18 protein-coding genes and 1 pseudogene are annotated in these 15,323 nt (G+C 61.7%); 12 read left to right on the top strand and 7 right to left on the bottom strand.

Features of this window, described 5'->3' with window-relative positions; genetic code table 11:
- Positions 1-146 precede the first annotated feature (146 nt).
- The 4 genes from EI171_RS38150 to EI171_RS38160 all read left to right on the top strand — a co-directional run bounded on the left by EI171_RS38150 (position 147) and on the right by EI171_RS38160 (position 2,093).
- Positions 147-1,055 (top strand): 4-hydroxy-tetrahydrodipicolinate synthase, encoded by a 909-nt coding sequence (locus EI171_RS38150; RefSeq protein WP_161536332.1) that lies wholly within the window; start codon positions 147-149, stop codon positions 1,053-1,055.
- Between the two features lie 103 nt (positions 1,056-1,158).
- On the top strand, positions 1,159-1,353 hold the full coding sequence (locus tag EI171_RS38155) for a hypothetical protein (RefSeq protein WP_161536333.1): 195 nt from the start codon (positions 1,159-1,161) through the stop codon (positions 1,351-1,353).
- 299 nt (positions 1,354-1,652) lie between these two features.
- A complete protein-coding gene (locus EI171_RS45095) occupies positions 1,653-1,802 on the top strand; it encodes a hypothetical protein (protein WP_165448175.1) in 150 nt (49 codons plus the stop codon).
- 96 nt (positions 1,803-1,898) lie between these two features.
- A complete protein-coding gene (locus EI171_RS38160) occupies positions 1,899-2,093 on the top strand; it encodes a hypothetical protein (protein WP_028172834.1) in 195 nt (64 codons plus the stop codon).
- Positions 2,094-2,215: 122 nt separating this feature from the next.
- Here the strand turns inward: EI171_RS38160 and EI171_RS38165 are convergent, their stop codons facing one another.
- Both EI171_RS38165 and EI171_RS38170 read right to left on the bottom strand, forming a co-directional pair.
- Positions 2,216-2,893 (bottom strand): ParA family protein, encoded by a 678-nt coding sequence (locus EI171_RS38165; RefSeq protein ID WP_027547672.1) that lies wholly within the window; start codon positions 2,891-2,893, stop codon positions 2,216-2,218.
- A 413-nt stretch (positions 2,894-3,306) separates the two neighbouring features.
- Positions 3,307-3,660: a hypothetical protein gene (locus EI171_RS38170; protein WP_161536334.1), complete on the bottom strand. Its 354-nt coding sequence runs from the start codon at positions 3,658-3,660 to the stop codon at positions 3,307-3,309.
- 487 nt (positions 3,661-4,147) lie between these two features.
- On the opposite strand from EI171_RS38170, the gene EI171_RS38175 reads away from it, so the two are divergent.
- The gene (locus EI171_RS38175) at positions 4,148-5,092 is read left to right on the top strand and encodes an AEC family transporter (protein WP_161536335.1); all 945 of its coding nucleotides are present in this window, start codon (positions 4,148-4,150) and stop codon (positions 5,090-5,092) included.
- Positions 5,093-5,220: 128 nt separating this feature from the next.
- On the opposite strand, the gene tenA is transcribed toward EI171_RS38175, so the two are convergent.
- Entirely contained in the window at positions 5,221-5,895 is a 675-nt protein-coding gene (gene tenA / locus EI171_RS38180) for a thiaminase II (protein ID WP_161536336.1), read from the bottom strand.
- Positions 5,896-6,195: 300 nt separating this feature from the next.
- On the opposite strand from tenA, the gene EI171_RS38185 reads away from it, so the two are divergent.
- Positions 6,196-6,366 carry a hypothetical protein gene (locus EI171_RS38185; RefSeq protein WP_011090125.1) on the top strand — a complete coding sequence of 57 codons (171 nt, stop codon included), beginning with the start codon at positions 6,196-6,198 and terminating at the stop codon, positions 6,364-6,366.
- 28 nt (positions 6,367-6,394) lie between these two features.
- On the opposite strand, the gene EI171_RS38190 is transcribed toward EI171_RS38185, so the two are convergent.
- The 3 genes and pseudogenes from EI171_RS38190 to EI171_RS38200 all read right to left on the bottom strand — a co-directional run bounded on the left by EI171_RS38190 (position 6,395) and on the right by EI171_RS38200 (position 8,620).
- Positions 6,395-6,646 carry a hypothetical protein gene (locus tag EI171_RS38190; protein ID WP_011090126.1) on the bottom strand — a complete coding sequence of 84 codons (252 nt, stop codon included), beginning with the start codon at positions 6,644-6,646 and terminating at the stop codon, positions 6,395-6,397.
- Between the two features lie 1,161 nt (positions 6,647-7,807).
- Positions 7,808-8,008 (bottom strand): annotated as a pseudogene (locus tag EI171_RS38195) (thiaminase II); the annotation flags it as partial.
- A gap of 174 nt (positions 8,009-8,182) precedes the next feature.
- Positions 8,183-8,620, bottom strand: coding sequence for a DUF1461 domain-containing protein (locus EI171_RS38200; protein WP_161536337.1), 438 nt, complete (start codon positions 8,618-8,620; stop codon positions 8,183-8,185).
- A 372-nt stretch (positions 8,621-8,992) separates the two neighbouring features.
- Here EI171_RS38200 and EI171_RS38205 point away from each other — a divergent pair, with 372 nt between their 5' ends.
- The 6 genes from EI171_RS38205 (at position 8,993) to EI171_RS45985 (ending at position 13,131) form a co-directional block, all read left to right on the top strand.
- Positions 8,993-10,237, top strand: a complete 1,245-nt coding sequence (locus EI171_RS38205) for a site-specific integrase (protein WP_161536338.1) — start codon at positions 8,993-8,995, stop codon at positions 10,235-10,237.
- A 172-nt stretch (positions 10,238-10,409) separates the two neighbouring features.
- A complete protein-coding gene (locus EI171_RS38210) occupies positions 10,410-11,000 on the top strand; it encodes a hypothetical protein (RefSeq protein ID WP_161536339.1) in 591 nt (196 codons plus the stop codon).
- A gap of 67 nt (positions 11,001-11,067) precedes the next feature.
- Positions 11,068-12,159: an XRE family transcriptional regulator gene (locus tag EI171_RS38215; protein ID WP_161536340.1), complete on the top strand. Its 1,092-nt coding sequence runs from the start codon at positions 11,068-11,070 to the stop codon at positions 12,157-12,159.
- Positions 12,156-12,572 (top strand): Rap1a/Tai family immunity protein, encoded by a 417-nt coding sequence (locus EI171_RS38220; protein ID WP_161536341.1) that lies wholly within the window; start codon positions 12,156-12,158, stop codon positions 12,570-12,572. The genes EI171_RS38215 and EI171_RS38220 overlap by 4 nt, the downstream gene beginning before the upstream one ends.
- Entirely contained in the window at positions 12,551-12,976 is a 426-nt protein-coding gene (locus tag EI171_RS38225; protein ID WP_246740352.1) for a hypothetical protein, read from the top strand. Before EI171_RS38220 ends, EI171_RS38225 begins: the two co-directional genes overlap by 22 nt.
- Positions 12,973-13,131, top strand: a complete 159-nt coding sequence (locus EI171_RS45985) for a hypothetical protein (RefSeq protein ID WP_246740353.1) — start codon at positions 12,973-12,975, stop codon at positions 13,129-13,131. The genes EI171_RS38225 and EI171_RS45985 overlap by 4 nt, the downstream gene beginning before the upstream one ends.
- 1,274 nt (positions 13,132-14,405) lie before the next feature.
- Here the strand turns inward: EI171_RS45985 and EI171_RS38230 are convergent.
- Positions 14,406-15,320, bottom strand: a complete 915-nt coding sequence (locus EI171_RS38230; RefSeq protein ID WP_246740354.1) for a restriction endonuclease — start codon at positions 15,318-15,320, stop codon at positions 14,406-14,408.
- Positions 15,321-15,323 lie beyond the last annotated feature (3 nt).

The raw sequence follows: 15,323 nt of genomic DNA on the forward strand, positions 1-15,323 counted from the left end.
AAAAAGGCCCCCACCCGGGGACCTCGGATTTTTGCGCGCGCTAACTACGCTTCGTCATCGCAGCAAATCTCGAAAACCCCGCCACCTGGACGGGGTTTTTTCATGTGCCCTCCGTCTCAGGTTTTTTCCCGAGAAGGAGATTGGACATGACCGACCTGCGAACGCATCTGCACGGACTCTGGCTGCCGCTGGTGACGCCGTTTCGAGACGGCAAGCTCGACGAGACGTCGCTGCGGCGGCTGACGCGACATTACAGCGGACAGGCCGTCGACGGCTTCATCCTGGGGGCGACCTCGGGTGAAGGCATGACGCTGCGGGACGCCGAGCTCGAACGCCTCGTCGCCATCGTCCGCGACGAGATGGCGGCCGGCCGCCGAACGTTGCCTATCTGCCTCGGAATGTCGGGCGCGGACACCTCGCGGCTGAAGGAGCGCCTTGATGAAACCGCGGACTGGCCGATCGACGGCTATTTGATCGCGAGCCCCTATTACGTGCGGCCGTCGCAGCGCGGGCTCCTGGCGCATTTCGAAGCACTTGCCGACCACGCCGCCTGGCCGCTCGCGCTCTACAACATTCCCTATCGCTGCGCGGTCAACATCACCAACCAGACCATGCTGCGGCTCGCCGAGCATCCCAACATCGTCGGCCTGAAGGATTGCGGCGCCAGCCGCGAGCAGTCGATCGCGCTGCTGCGCGACCGGCCGGACGGTTTTCGCGTGCTCACCGGCGAGGACGCGAATTACCTCGAGGCGCTCACCGACGGCGCCGATGGCGGCATCGTGCTCTCAGCCCATGTCGAGACCGCGACGTTCGCGGCCGTGCATGCCGAGCTGAAGCGAGGCAACCGCGACGCGGCGCAGGCGCGCTGGCAGGAGGTCGCCGAGCTGACGCGCCTGTTGTTCACCGAGCCGAGCCCCGCGCCGGCCAAGCACTGGCTGTGGCGCAGCGGCCTGATCGACAGCCCCGAAGTGCGCCTGCCGATGGTGGAAGTCAGCAGCGAGCTCGCCGCCACGATCGACCGCGAGATCGAGCGACGGATGAAAGTCGCGGCGTAGCCCCCCTCTTCACCTCACCCGCACATGGCCTTTCGAACGAACCGGTTGGCTCCGGTTCGAACGGCCGCGTGCTGCCCGACGCAATCTCAGTGGATATCAACCCATGCGACCTCACCGGTGGCTGTGCGCCCTCAAGGCCCTCTGGCAATTCCTGTCATGCGCGGGGGGCTTCACATGGACCGACAAATATCCAGCGTCGGCCTGGCTGCGCCGCGACATCGGCTTGAGCGAACATATCGTGACGCGGGAGTGGAATCGGGTCGACGAGATCAGGCGCGAATACAGCGGGTGGGTTTAGCGCGACGCAATCTCACCTCGTGCACGCTGCCTTCCCTTCTCCCCTTGTGGGAGAAGGTGGCGCGAAGCGCCGGATGAGGGGTTTCTCTCCGCGCGCAAACTGTCCGTGGGGAGGGAAACCCCTCACCCGTCTCGCCGCTTACGCGGCGAGCCACCCTCCCCCACAAGGGGGGAGGGTAAGAGACCTCGTGGTTAACCGCGCCCCAATCGGCTTCGCTGCTGCCGCATGGCGTATCCACGTCTCGTTTACGCTCTGGCGCCTATCGTTTTTCTCCAAAGCCTTCCAAAGGGGGAATGACCATGGGACGTCGCGCCCGGCCTACGGCCGCACAGCAATTCGCGCCCGCCGATCTTTTGCGGGGAATCCTGGTGGTTTCGTCGTTCGGGTTCTGGGCGGTGATGCTCGGCCTGATGCCGGTGCTGCTGTTTCGGGTCTGGCTCGTCGGCTGACGAGAACGCGCGCGGATGGTTAAACCCGCGTCACAAATGCGTTCAAAATGCGAGCGGCGCAGCAACCCGGAATTTTAAAACATCTCGCGTAGCGTGATGCCCATAAGCGAAGAAATCGCGGGGGCGTTTGTGAATAGTCAGAATGAAATGGCGTCGCATTACGACGCACGACAGAGCTTTACCACCGAGGAGAGCTTCACCACCGAGGACATTCTCTGGGCCGCCGGCATCTGGTCGGTGATCCTGACGCTGTCGCCGGTCATCGTGTTCTACATGCTGATGGTGGCGTAACGTTGATCTCGATATTCCGGGTCTGGCGCTTGTGCGCCATCCCGGAATGACAGAGCGAGGCCCAGAAACGCAAAACGCGCAGACATCCGCGCGTTTTTCGTCCGGGGAATGATTTGTGAAAATTATGCCGCCTGCTTGTGCATTGCGCCGGATGCCGACGCCGTGCCGCGAATGGCCTTGACCGAACGCTCGATCGCCGCCCACAGCCTTGCAATCTCCTGAGCCGCACGGCTCTCGGCCTGATACTCACGCGCGCCTTCGCCGTGGCTGAGCGCCATCAACAAATCCGAACGATTGGTGATCTGACCGCCCCACACCGGAGCACGGAATTTCGCCAGCGCTTCGCGGGCGATGGTGACGATCGGGCTTTCGGCTTCGTCACGCTTGGCCGGAGCACCGTTGAGCACGACCGCGTAGGGCTTGCGCGCCGCGCGGCACATCTGAATGGTTTCCTGCACCGCGTTGACGTCGAACACGCCGGGACGGGCGGGAATGACCACCATGGTGGCATTCTTGATGGCGTCGTCGACGACGGCCGAGAGGTTCGGCGGCGTGTCGATCAACACCCATTCATAACCGTCGCGCTTGGCGGCGGAGACGATGCCGCTGACGGAGTTCACGGCCGATTTGATCGGCGGTTCGTTGGTGCCCCGCAGCTTGTGCCACAGCGTGAGCGACCCCTGCGGATCCGCGTCCACGAGCATGACCTGTTTGCTCGCCTTGATCTGCGCGGCGAGATGTGCGGCCAGGGTACTCTTGCCCGAGCCGCCTTTACGCGATGCAAAAACAATAACGTTCATACCTTCGGCCTCCAGATTGACCCCAGGCTCCGAAAATGAATCACCGCGCTGATTCGGGAAAGAAAAATTTACCGGGAGTTGCTCTGCAGCCACGAAATAACAAGACGTGTTGGCTTTTGAGTCACACTGCTGCGCGCGACAAGACACGAACGGCAATCAAGAGCCTGCGATGCGCGCAATCGTTGGTTTTTTTGAGCAGCGAGAAGGGGAAAGCCGGAATGCAACCTTGCCGCGCAAACCGTCTCGCGACTCTTTTCGATCACGTGTGGCGGTAATTTCCGCAAGCAGGCGCGCAGGGCGCGCGAACAAAACGAGTCCGGTAGCTGTCGCGGAGCCTATGTCGTCAAGCGCGAAGACGCGCTTCGCGCTTTTGCCAAGGCATGAGTTTCAGGAAAGGAACGCGCCTGTCGCGCTCAGCCTTCTTCGGATTTCTTCTTCCTGGCCACTTTCGGCGCCGGCTTGGTGCTCTTCTTCGCCGTCTTGGGCGCGATGTTGGTCGGCTTGCCGGCGCGGGCCTGGCCCGGCTCGGGCCCCTGGCGGAAGAACACCTTGCATTGCGGCGAGAGCTGCGCCTTCTTCTGGATCATGCAGGCGGTGATGGCATCGACGTTCGGCACGAACTCGCCGCACAGCCGCATCGCATCCGGCGTGCAGGCCTGCTGCTCCTCCTGGGTGTAGGCGAAGCCGGCGCCGGGGTGGACCAGGACGGCCAGGGCAAGCCCCGACACGGCAGCAAGAGCGGACTTCCTGAAGTGAAAAGCGGGCATCGATCCCCCCCAAATGTCTGGTCGGGGCGGAGTGTGGGTGAACCGCCGTTCGTTGGCAACGAGGCCGGAGGCGAAACCCCTGATGTGTGCGCTCTCGGCAACAGGGCGTTCCTTCTCCTCCGCTGTCGTCACCCGGCTTGACCGGGTGACCCAGTATTCCAGAGACGCCTGACGTTCCCCGAGGAGCCGCGGCGTACTGGATCCCCCGCCTGCGCGGGGGATGACGGCGGTGGGAGGGGAAGGACTCCGGCTAACGCCTTGGCGGGACTAACGAGATCAGGTTTCCACTGCTGGCCCCGACGCCCTCAAAACAAAAACCGCGAAAACAACCCCATGCACAGTAGCCGGGGCCTTGATATGCCCAGTGAAATCGCTTCTTGCGGATTTTACGAAGCGGTTTTGACTCGTCGGGCAAAACAGGGGCATGATGGCATCGTCGAGAGTGCGTGGGGTGGTCGGCTGATATCCCCGTGAGGAGAGGGGGCGCATGGCCACCGTGTTGATCGTCGCGCCGGTGTTTGCCCTGATCGCATCAGGCTATGCCGCGGTGCTGTTTCGCTTCGTCTCCGAGACCGCGCACAAGGGCATCTCCGAATTCGCCTTCAGCATCGCGATCCCTGCCCTCCTGTTCCGCACCATCGTCGTGTCGGAATTCCCCGATGTCAGCCCCTACCGGATGTGGGGCGCCTATTACGGCGCGCTCGCCATCACCTGGATCGCGGCGCTGGCGCTCTCGGCGCTGCTGCGCGCGCGGCGCGAGGACCGCGAGGACGGCGTCGTGTTCGCGATCGGCTCGGTCTACGGCAACATCGTGATGCTCGGCATTCCCCTGACGCTCGCGGCGCTGGGCAACGAGGCCGCAGGACCGATGGCGCTGATCCTGTCGGTGAACACGCCGCTGCTCTGGCTCTGCGGCATCCTGCAGATGGAGCTCGTCAGCCGCAAGCGGACCGGCTCGGCGCTGACGATCATCTGGCCCGTGCTCGCGGATCTCGCGCGCAACCCCTTGATGCTGGCGATCGGTTTTGGCGTGGTCTGGCGCTTCACCGGCCTCGGCCTCAATCCCGTCGTGGACAGGACCATCGAGCTGCTCGCGCAGGCGGGATCCCCGGCGGCGCTGATCGCGCTCGGCATCAACCTGTTCCGCTTCGAGGTGAAGGGCGAGATGTCGAGCGTCGTCGTGATGAGCGCGCTCAAGCTGCTGGCGATGCCGGCGGCCGCGTTCGTGCTGGCCAAGCTGCTCGGCCTGCCGCCGACCGCGGCCGGCGTGGTCGTGCTGTTCGCGGCAATGCCGACCGGCGCGAACGCGTACATCTTCGCGGTTCAGTATCAGCGGCTGGTGAACCCGGTGTCGGGGGCTGTGGCGCTGGGCACGCTGCTGGCGGCGGTGACGTTGCCGGTGGTGGTGATGGTGGTGGCGGGGGTGAGGTAGGTCGCGCCGACAGACGTGGTTTCCGTTAGGCTTTCAGGCATCGTGACGGAAGCTCGACCCGACAGATCGAGGGGCATCGTCATCGTAATTGTATAACCTTCAGGCTATGAGCCTCACTGCCGAAAGGGCTATTGAACAAGCTGGCCCGCGCGCCAGGCCATCTCCCAGAAGTCTGCCTCGAGTCGGGTGGCTTCCTTGAAGATCGCAATCAGCTCTGCCTCGCGGGCCGGCGTGGCGTAGAGATCGGCGAGATGCTCCATGTGCGCCCGCGCCTTGGCAGCGACCTCCTGGTACGGCGCGCCGGCGTACTCGGCGATCCAGACGCGATAGGCGTTCGTCGCGGCGTCCGCATCGGGTCGCGCGGCGAGCCGTGTGGCGATCTCCGCGTACCCGATCACGCAGGGGGCAAGCGCCACCTTGAGTGCCAGCAGATCGCCGCGCATTCCCGCGTCGAGCACGTAGCGTGTATAGGCCAGCATCTCGGCCGCCGGAGGGGCCTGTTCAAGGTCCGTCGGGGACAGACCCCAATCGGCGCAGAGCTTCACATGCAGGTTCATCTCGACATCAAGGATGGCCGAAAGGCCGGCCGCGGCTTCACGCATGTCGGCAAGTCTGGGCGACTTGTAGACCGCGAGCGCGTAGGCGCGAGCAAACTCGATGAGGAACAGGTAGTCCTGAACGAGGTAGTGACGAAACGCCGCTTCGGGGAGCGAGCCGTCTGCCAATCCGTTCGTGAAGGGATGCTCGGTGTAGGCCCGCCACTCAACGGATGCTGCTGTCTTGAGACGCTCGAAGAAACTCACGATCTTTTTCGCCCGGCTTGCTTGTCCATGAACGTCCTTGGCTCGCTACCGATAGCGCATTGCGAACCGAGGAGCTACGGTGACCGCGGACAAAACTGGCTTTGAGCAACGTTGCGGATGGGGCACTCCCCGCGTCGAGAGTTTTGTGCACTGTCACCGTAATGCGATCCGGCCGAGATTTCGCCGCTGCCGGAGAACATTTCGGACCGCCAGTTCTTCCAGCAACTCGCGCTATCGAACATCATCACGACGGCCGAGGCGTTGGCAGCGGTCAAGACGGGCGACATCCCGGCGCCGCTAATGGCCATCGTGAGCGCGATGCCGGCCGATCAGCAATTCAACGCCGAGATGCTGCTCTCAGGCGCCACGGTGTTTCAGCGCAGCCATCCAATGACGGCGGCGATCGGCGCGGCCTATGGCTCGAGCGATGACCTGATCGACGCATTCTTTCGGGCCGCCGCGACGCTGTGACCGGAGAAGATTGACGGGGAGGAGGCTCCTAGGGGGCGCTCGGCGGCGTGCAGCATCCCGGCGCGCAATAGTTTTCGGGGCGTCCTTCGGCGCGGCCCTTCCAATATATCGCGCTGCACTCGGCAATTCTGAGATTGGCGTTCGACGAGTAGAGCTTTTCGCCGAGTTTGAGGCAGACGGCGAAGGCGAGCAGGCAGATCACGAAGAGTGTGACAATGCGCCAGTCGTTATCGCTGTCGCCGGAATGATGCTGCTGTTTCTGGTCAATGCAATTTGACATCGGCAATGTTCTTCCAAAATCGTCAATGTTTTTCCAAATGCGAGAGAAAATTCTGACACCTAACCAGTGATTGTGTCAACCGGAGGCTGTGCGCGGTTTTGCAGTGCGTTAACAACTCCTGATCGGGCCTTATGCCCGGAGTCCAATGAAAGGCCGCCCCTATCGGGCGGCCATTCGCATTCGAGAGGGGGAAATCCATGTTTTCGAGGGATGTGCTCGACGCGCTGGTCGCGGCCGCAAATGCCAACGCCACGGTGTTTCAGCGCAGCCATCCAATGACGGCGGCAATCGGCGCGCTTACGGCTGGAGCGATGCCCAGATCGACGCCTTCTTCCGGACCGCGGCGGCGCTGTGACCGGAATTACGGTGACACTGCACTAAACTGAAGTCGCCTGACGTCGTGCAGTTTCGTGCACTGTCACCGTAATTCCGGCTTGCTTGTCCATGAACGTCCTTGGCTCGCTACCGATAGCGCATCGCGAACGGAGGAGCTACGGTGACCGCGGACAAAACTGGCTTTGAGCAGCGTTGCGGATGGGGCACTCCCCGCGTCGAGAGTCTTGTGCACTGTCACCGTAATGGCATGAAAGGCGCGGCCGATCTCCATACCCAGGTGCAAGAACCTCGGCTGGCCGACCTTCCCCAAGGGGCCGTTTTTCTTTGCGCATATCTGGCCACACGCAAAAAACCGCCAAGGTCTCCCTCGACGGCTCGTGCCGTTGCATTTGAGTAGAGGTACTGCGTCGAGCGGTGCTCGAACGCAGCCCGTGCTTGCTCTTATTTGGACGCACACGACCTTCAATGAGGCCGGTGGGTGCGTTGCCACTGTGTCGGGCCAACGATCCCCGATCCTTATCACATGTGACTGGCGGCGACGCTCTTCAAGCCAGCACTGCTGTCCCGTTCGATGAAATGGCAAAAGCAGATTTTCCAAATTAAGTCGCTGCGCTCCAGCCCGCTGCGCGGGAGCCAGAGGCGAGAGGTCGGTAGCCAGTTGAGAGGATATTGGTAGCAGTGGAGAGCCCCGTCCCTGAGAATCGAGGCGTAGTCAACCTCACTCAGGAAGGAGCTCGGCGCCAAGCTCACTGACCGGTGGCCGCCGGCAGCACTAAACCGAAGTCGCCTGATCTCGTGGAGTTTCGTGCACTGTCACCGTAATTCAAGCGCCACCTTGAGTGCCAGCAGATCGCCGCGCATTCCCGCGTCGAGCACGTAGCGTGTATAGGCCAGCATCTCGGCCGCCGGAGGGGTCTGTTCAAGGTCTGTCGGGGACAGACCCCAATCGACGCAGAGCTTCACATGCAGGTTCATCTCGACATCAAGGATGGCCGAAAGGCCGGCCGCTGCTTCACGCATGTCGGAATACGGTGACAGTGCACTTAATCGATAACGACAATTCTTTTCCGACTGTGTCGCGGCTCGACCAATGCTTACTCAGCTGCATGAGCAGTACTTTTGCGGCCGCAAGCACTTCACGTTCGGGGATTCGCCCATGATATCCGCCAAGGGGCCGCCACCGAGATACCGGCGCAATGATTAGGTGTCTGGTGCGACACGCGCGCGCGAGAACCACGCGCGGGCGTCGCTACGAAAGAGCAGCACCACGGCGACCACCAACAATAGATATCCGGTGTGAAAGAGGATTGCCGCGACAGCGTTGAACCGGAAACGTTCGTCGAAATCGATGATGACGCTCGGAACTCCGATAATGACCATGACGAGACTGATCCAGCGAGCCCAATTCTGTCGCTTTCGCGCAATCAGCCAAATCCACAACGACTGCCCCGCGATGGAGCAGACGAACATGATCGGATAGCCGATCGGATACAGATTGTAGTACTTGGCAAGGCTGGCGGGATTCGCAGCAGCCGACCCCAAGCCCGTGACGAGCGCCGCACCAGCCAGACGCTCGTACCAAATGACACTATCCGGACGGCTTGCGGCCCCCACTTTCTCCGAAGCTCCACCAGCCATTCACCACCCCGACGCGACCGACGAGCCTCGGCCTAATCGGAAGACGATAGCGCACCCAACCGCAACCGGAGAAGCCGGTTGAGACACATGGTATATTCAATCTCTGATCAAGGTGGCTTGGCTGCAACAGCTTGAGTACGGATCTATTCAACAAGCTGCTGGCTGATCCGGGGGGACTGGTACAGTTGGGTGGGCTCGAACCACCGACCTCCTGTTCCACAGACACAGCAAGAACTCCGCCGGTGCTACGCCAGTCCCGCCATTCCTACGATAATATCAATATTATCAATGAATAAGCCGGCCGCCTCCCGCCTTACCTGCGCTACAATTGGCGTTATGGTGGTAGCTACGTGGTAGCTACAGAGGCGATCGATGGCTGTTTCGAGTGTTACGATCCGCGCAGTGCAAGCCCTTAAGCCGGGCGAGACTATTTGGGACGCAGACCACCGCGAAGCGGTGCGGGGCTTTGGTGTTCGGCGTCAACGCGATCAACCGACCTACGTTCTCAAGTACCGAGTGTTCGGTCGGCAGCGCTTCGTGACCATCGGTCCTCACGGCGCCCCTTGGACACCAGAGCTTGCACGCAAGGAAGCCAAGCGGCTTTTGGGTTTGGTTGCGAATGGCAAAGACCCGGCGGACGAGAAAGCCAAAGCACGCCTGCAGGCGGCCGACACGCTCCGGACAACCATGGATCAGTATCTCCGGAACGCCAAACAAAGGCTGAAGCCCCGGACCTATTCGGAAATTGAACGATATCTATTGGTCAGTTGGAAACCCCTGCATCCGGTTTCGGCCTTCCAGATCACCCGCCGTCATATCTCGGCTCGTGTCACTGACATTGCATCGACTCACGGGGCGGTCTCAGCAGCCCGCGCCCGGACAGCCCTGTCCTCAATGTTCAACTGGGCAATACGCGAGGGCCTCGACATTGCTGCGAACCCGGTTCTCGGCACCAATCGACCCGCGCAGCCGGGAAGCCGCGAACGGGTCCTAACGGAGACCGAGCTATCAGTGATCTGGCGGGTCTGTGGCGATGACGATTACGGACGCATCGTGCGTCTGTTGCTGCTCACAGCCCAACGCCGCGATGAAGTAGGCAGTATGCAATGGGCCGAACTTGACACCAGTTCGGGGCTCTGGACGCTGCCAGGCACCCGGACCAAGAACCATCGCGAGCATTTGCTGCCATTGGTTCCCGCCGCTCTGGCCCTACTCCCACCCCGCCGAGATGGTCGAGACTTCCTCTTTGGTGACGGACCCCGACGCAGCGGTGACCCGCATCGCGGGTTCTCCGGCTGGTCAAAGTCGAAGTCGGCGCTTGATGCACGCATTGCGGAAGCCCTGGGTGAATCCCTACCCCATTGGACTGTTCATGATCTTCGCAGATCGGCGTCCACTGTGATGGCCGACCGGCTTGGCGTGCTGCCACACATCGTGGAGGCGATCCTAAACCACGTCAGCGGCCACCGGGCGGGCGTTGCTGGTGTATATAACCGCGCGCGGTACACGGCCGAGATGCGCGCGGCGCTCGAACGTTGGGCAGAACACATCGCGGCCTTACCAGCGCAAAAGGCGGGGCGTGCTGGCGCCGGCTCTCGTCCGGATTTCCATTCCTAGTTCAAGCCGGTCAGACGCCCGCTAAGCGAAAATTTATGAGAATCTTATATCCAATAAAATCACGCAAAATCATATAATTACCATACATACGCAATAGACTTGAAAAATAATCTTTTAATTTGGCGTTTTCCTGATAGGGTTCCGGCTACCGATTCACCGGAGACCACCGTGCATGTCGTTGCCCGTCGAGACGGAAGTCCGCGAGATCCTTGAGCCGTTCAACAAGCGGTTCCGCAAGGTCCTCGATAAGGCGTTCAAGGACTTCCTCGCCAAGCGCGGCGCCGGCAATATGTACAAGCGGACTGACGCGGCCGACGTGTTCGACAGCGTCATCCGCGCCGCGATCGCGGAGTTCAACGGCAAGCCGGACGTGGTGGTCTTCCCGACCGGCGCGACGGCGCGCTTCCTGTTCGGCGGCCGGGTGCTGGTGCGGTTCAAGAAGGCGGTCCGCCGCGGCAAGGGCAGCAACATCTCCACCGGCGCCAACGACAACTTTCTGGATCCCGGCATCCCATTCGCGGACGCGCCGCAGGCGATGAAGGTCGAGGTCTGCTGGAAGGTGAACGAACTCGGCACCAGCTACAAGTCGGTGCACGTGACGGCGCGCGACGGGGATGGCCAGCTCTGGAGCTACGAATTGCCCGGCGGACAGCAGGGCATCATTGAGTTCCCGCAGAAGACCGCCGTCCCGCAGCCCCGCCGCCGCAGCGTGGCGAAGCTCAAGGCCAAGGCCAAGAAAAAGAACGGCGGCGAAGCGTCCTGACCCGCCCGAGGCGGTTAACCGGACGTAAACGAGAATGGTCGCCGACTGCGAGGGTGAGGACTGCGAAATGTCGAAGGTTGGAAGCATGCTGCGCCTCGCGCGGCAGCTACGCGGATTCCCGCAGAACGAGGCGGCGGAATGCCTCCGCCTGCCGAACACTGAACTGTCGCGCATCGAGAACGGATTGAAGGAGCCGACCGCGCAACTCCTCGACACGGCGGCCGAGATCTTCTCGGTGCCGGTGGAGTTCTTCGGCCAGACCGACGCCATCTACGGCGCGCCGATCAGCGTGCATGCGCCGATGTGGCGCAAAAAGTCGAATGTGTCGGCGACCGAGCTCCACCGCATCGTCGCCGAGCTTAACGTGCGCGTCATGCACTTGCGCAAGCTGCTGGAGGCGACTGACCTCGATCCGGTGAACAAGCTGCCGAGGTTCGACGCCGACGAATACGACAACGACGCCGAGAAGATCGCCGGCCTGCTCCGTCGCTTCTGGCAGGTCCCCGATGGCCCCATCCAGGACCTCACCGCGCTGGTCGAGGAAGCCGGCATCCTGGTGGCGCATTCCGACCTGGGTGGCTCGACAGTCTCGGGCGTGCGCTTCTCCGTGCCGGGCATGCCGCACATCATCGTGCTCAACCGGCAGCAGCCTGCGGACCGCATGCGATTCACTCTGTGCCACGAACTCGGCCACGTGATCATGCACGGGTATCCGACGCCGAACATGGAGGAAGAGGCCGATACCTTCGCTTCGTGTTTCCTGGTTCCCACCGAGGACGTCAAGCCGTACTTCGCCGAACGCCGTGTTGACTTGCGCCTGCTCGCGGCCTTGAAACCAGAGTGGAAGGTTTCGATGGGCTCGCTGGTGTTCGCCGCCAAGCGCGCGGGCTTCCTGAACGAAACCCAGGCCCGATACATCTGGAAGCAATTCAACATACAAAAGATAAGGCTGCGCGAGCCGCCAGAACTCGACTTCCCGGTCGAGGAGCCGCGTACGCTGTCCGACCTTATCTCGCTGCACATAAACGACATGGGCTATTCGGTAGCCGATCTGTCGAAAGTGCTGATGATGAACGAGACCGAGGTGGCGAAGACATATTCGATCGAGCTCCCCGGCCAAGAGAAGGGCCGTGCATCCCACCTTCGCATCATACAATGAAGCGGCTGACGCTGGTCGCAGCCTGCTTCGGCCTAGCGGGTTTTGCGCTCGCCGCCGAGGTGCCGTCGACAGCGTTCTTCTCCGGCAACGACGTCCGCCAGTGGTGCCAGCGAGACAAGCCGATGGCGCAGAGCTACGTCGCCGGCCTCTATGACATGGCCGCCCACGGCGCTACCGCGATCGACAACATGCGCCATTGGCACAAGGACATGCCGAACAATGACGCAGAGGTCGACTTCGCGTTGGATCGCGTCGTCGGGTACTGCAAGCCGGACCGCGCCACCCTCGAGCAGGTTACGGACGTGTTCTGCAAATATCTCGCGGACAACCCGGCTGAGCGCAACGGGCTGCCGGCGATAATGTTCCCGAAGGCGTTGACAAAGGCGTGGCCATGTCCAGCGACGAAAAAGTAAGGACAGGCAAGAAGCGCCGCGCGCGGATGAACAATTCGCTGGCCGACATCATCGGCTGGAACGGCGACAAGAGCGATCTCTATCGCGAGATCGGTCGCTTCGTGTTCGAATACAGCCAGCTTGAGGCCGAGTTGCGCCGCATATTCCGGAAGAAGGTCAGCATCGATCTTGAGCACAACGACATCATGACGGCGGCTTTCGACTTCGCGAAGCTGGTCACAGCAATCCTCGCCGCATCAGCAATCGAGGAGGACCGTCAAGACGGCAAGCCGGATCCCGTGCTCGTAAAGCTGCTGAAGGCGCCTGCCACAAGGTCAACGAAGCTCGCGTCGCCGTTGTGCACGGTCGTTGGTCGTCGACCTACGGCGGAGATCGGGTCTACCAAGTCGCGCGCGGATCGATGAAGCAGCAGAAGATGTTCGAGTACGAGGGCGACCTGGACGAGCATTCGGACGCGATCGTCAAGCTACGCACAGACGTTGTTGAAGCCGTCCGCGCGGGCGACGAACGTCGGGGGCCGCCGAAGAAGAAGCCTATCATTCGCAAAAAGAGGGTCTGAGGAATCTGCGGTACAAATGATTGAGCCCGCACATTGGCCGATGTGCGGGCTCCCCTCGTTTAGAGGGTGGTTGCTAGGAGATACAGGATGGCCATGGCCACGCCCGGATCTATTGAAAGGCTTATCTTCACAAGCTTTCTCCTTCTGGTTGGAGGGCTTGGACCAAGCGGTTTCAGTGTTTTCGGCACCGCGCGATGCCTGCATTGTTTGTGGCTATCGGTCACAAGTCGTGAGGCTTTCGGCCCCAAGTCGTCCGGTACGACGCGTTGTCCGGCTAACGAGCGGTGCGGCTTTTGTCCTGGCCGCGGCTCCGAGGGTATATGACGCCCCGGACACCGGTGGGTGTACCTGAAGTTGTCTCAAATTGCCATCACTTCTCGCTGAAATCCGAGGCGGAAATGTCGCGGCCTGGACGCCGAGAGGCGCTTGAACGCTGGCCGGAACACGTCGCTGCCCTACCCGCTCAAAAACCGGGACGCGCTGACGTTGTGAAGAGGGAGGCCGGCCTCTCTCATCCGGTTTTCACCCACCGGGCTGCGGCGGTCCATTCGTAGCTCAATGAAGCTGGTCTGCGGGCAGTCAGCGACTCGAACCCCTGACTCCCGAAGGTTAGGCCAGCCCTGTTCTTAAGTAGAGTGACGCCGGTCTTTGCCCTGGCAAGCACGCGGCGCGGGAGGCTGACAAGGTGCACGAGCAGCTCGGCAAACCCGGCGACAAGGTGGTCGATGCGGCCAAGGCCGCTGCCGGTACCGCTGTCATCCTCGGGGACAGCAAGTAAGTCCGCCCTTACCCGAACGATGCCAGGCGGGGCCGTTGAGACGGCCGCCTCGCAAGACGTCGTGCACCGCGGCCACTTTTACTGCCTTGCGAGTTGTCGAGGGTTCGAGTCAGTGGAGCGAATAGAAGCCCCGACCCGAATAGTCCGGTACTGGTTATGCATCGAGGGATACCCGGCGACGGTCCGGCCGAAGCTGGGCATTCGTCGCACAATGACAGTTCCTCGTTATGCGGCTGCTACCCGAGCGGGGGGCGGAAATTATTGCGGAGAATAACCGTTTTAGTTCGGTCCTCTCAAACGGTTCGCGAGGGTAAGTCATTGAAAGACTTGGTGGGCGCACCAGGGCTCGAACCTGGGACCCGCTGATTAAGAGTCAGCCACGGGCCAAATACAATCAATGACTTATCGGTCGCACCCCAGGCTTATCCGGCTGAAATGGGCATCCGTCGCACGAGCATAGTCCTTCGTTGCTACAGCCATCGCCGCCCAAGGCCGTTCAACTCCCTCGAAGATTCAAGTCTCGTACGGCGACAAACGCGCGGTTCGTCTCGGCAGCACGGCGCTCCTTCCCTTCCAAAACCTCGATCAACGATACCTTGCGCGAGAGTACCTTGTAGAGATCAAGTCCGTCGGCGCAGATCAAGTTGGTCTGGCACCCTCGTGAGAACGCCTCTAGCCCCTCGGCCGTGAAGCCGGAATTGCTAACGAACAGTCCGCGCGACCAGGACGCCTTTCCGCCGACTTTGCCCGAAAATGTCATCAGGTCAGCAAAGCCTATCTGAGGCCCGTGCCATTTCGCTTCCACCAGGTAGGTCTGACCATGCAGCTTGAAACTGCCGTCGATCTGCTCGCCGACGAGACGGAACGAGCCACGCGGCGCGAGCCCGAAGCCGGCGAACAGGTCGTTGAGAAAACCCTCGAAGCGCAGGCCTCGCGCCTGGGGGGCGAGTTTGGTGATCTCGATAAGCAGCGTCGCGAGCTCCTGCGCCTTCGCCGCACTCAGCGTCGACGGTGCCTGCGGCATAGGCTCTCCCGCCTTCGGCGATGCGAAGCTGCCGAGGAAGCTCGGATCGAGCAACTCCGGAATTTTGAATTGCACGCCGGGAAGAAGGCTGTTCAGCCGATCAATCTCTTCGCGGCTCAGTGGATTGCCCTTCCCGCGCCGGTAGGTCATCGCCTGTCGGACGATCGCCACGATCAACTTCGTGAAACACGACCTGCGCTGTTCGAGCGTCGCGGTTAGAAGCTGCACGATCGCGGGCCGCTTGCTCCCGGGGCCCCATAGATCGCCAACGCCAGCCTGCGCGGCAGCAAGCGGAAATGCGGTCCTGTTGTTTCCGCTCCCGGGAAGGAAATCATAGAGGAGGTCCGCCAGGTCTTCGACCGCCTGGGCTTCACGAAATGACATCATAGA

It is taken from the genome of Bradyrhizobium sp. LCT2, from assembly GCF_009931255.1.
Taxonomy (GTDB): Bacteria; Pseudomonadota; Alphaproteobacteria; order Rhizobiales; family Xanthobacteraceae; genus Bradyrhizobium; species Bradyrhizobium diazoefficiens.

Excerpts from the sequence above, each read along its gene's own strand:
- EI171_RS38150 (WP_161536332.1), top strand. The coding sequence starts at position 147 with ATGACCGACCTGCGAACGCATCTGCACGGACTCTGGCTGCCGCTGGTG.
- EI171_RS38155 (WP_161536333.1), top strand. The coding sequence starts at position 1,159 with ATGCGACCTCACCGGTGGCTGTGCGCCCTCAAGGCCCTCTGGCAATTC.
- EI171_RS45095 (WP_165448175.1), top strand. The coding sequence starts at position 1,653 with ATGGGACGTCGCGCCCGGCCTACGGCCGCACAGCAATTCGCGCCCGCC.
- EI171_RS38160 (WP_028172834.1), top strand. The coding sequence starts at position 1,899 with ATGCCCATAAGCGAAGAAATCGCGGGGGCGTTTGTGAATAGTCAGAAT.
- EI171_RS38165 (WP_027547672.1), bottom strand. The coding sequence starts at position 2,893 with ATGAACGTTATTGTTTTTGCATCGCGTAAAGGCGGCTCGGGCAAGAGT.
- EI171_RS38170 (WP_161536334.1), bottom strand. The coding sequence starts at position 3,660 with ATGCCCGCTTTTCACTTCAGGAAGTCCGCTCTTGCTGCCGTGTCGGGG.
- EI171_RS38175 (WP_161536335.1), top strand. The coding sequence starts at position 4,148 with ATGGCCACCGTGTTGATCGTCGCGCCGGTGTTTGCCCTGATCGCATCA.
- EI171_RS38185 (WP_011090125.1), top strand. The coding sequence starts at position 6,196 with ATGGCCATCGTGAGCGCGATGCCGGCCGATCAGCAATTCAACGCCGAG.
- EI171_RS38190 (WP_011090126.1), bottom strand. The coding sequence starts at position 6,646 with ATGTCAAATTGCATTGACCAGAAACAGCAGCATCATTCCGGCGACAGC.
- EI171_RS38200 (WP_161536337.1), bottom strand. The coding sequence starts at position 8,620 with ATGGCTGGTGGAGCTTCGGAGAAAGTGGGGGCCGCAAGCCGTCCGGAT.
- EI171_RS38205 (WP_161536338.1), top strand. The coding sequence starts at position 8,993 with ATGGCTGTTTCGAGTGTTACGATCCGCGCAGTGCAAGCCCTTAAGCCG.
- EI171_RS38210 (WP_161536339.1), top strand. The coding sequence starts at position 10,410 with ATGTCGTTGCCCGTCGAGACGGAAGTCCGCGAGATCCTTGAGCCGTTC.
- EI171_RS38215 (WP_161536340.1), top strand. The coding sequence starts at position 11,068 with ATGTCGAAGGTTGGAAGCATGCTGCGCCTCGCGCGGCAGCTACGCGGA.
- EI171_RS38220 (WP_161536341.1), top strand. The coding sequence starts at position 12,156 with ATGAAGCGGCTGACGCTGGTCGCAGCCTGCTTCGGCCTAGCGGGTTTT.
- EI171_RS38225 (WP_246740352.1), top strand. The coding sequence starts at position 12,551 with ATGTCCAGCGACGAAAAAGTAAGGACAGGCAAGAAGCGCCGCGCGCGG.
- EI171_RS45985 (WP_246740353.1), top strand. The coding sequence starts at position 12,973 with ATGAAGCAGCAGAAGATGTTCGAGTACGAGGGCGACCTGGACGAGCAT.
- EI171_RS38230 (WP_246740354.1), bottom strand. The coding sequence starts at position 15,320 with ATGATGTCATTTCGTGAAGCCCAGGCGGTCGAAGACCTGGCGGACCTC.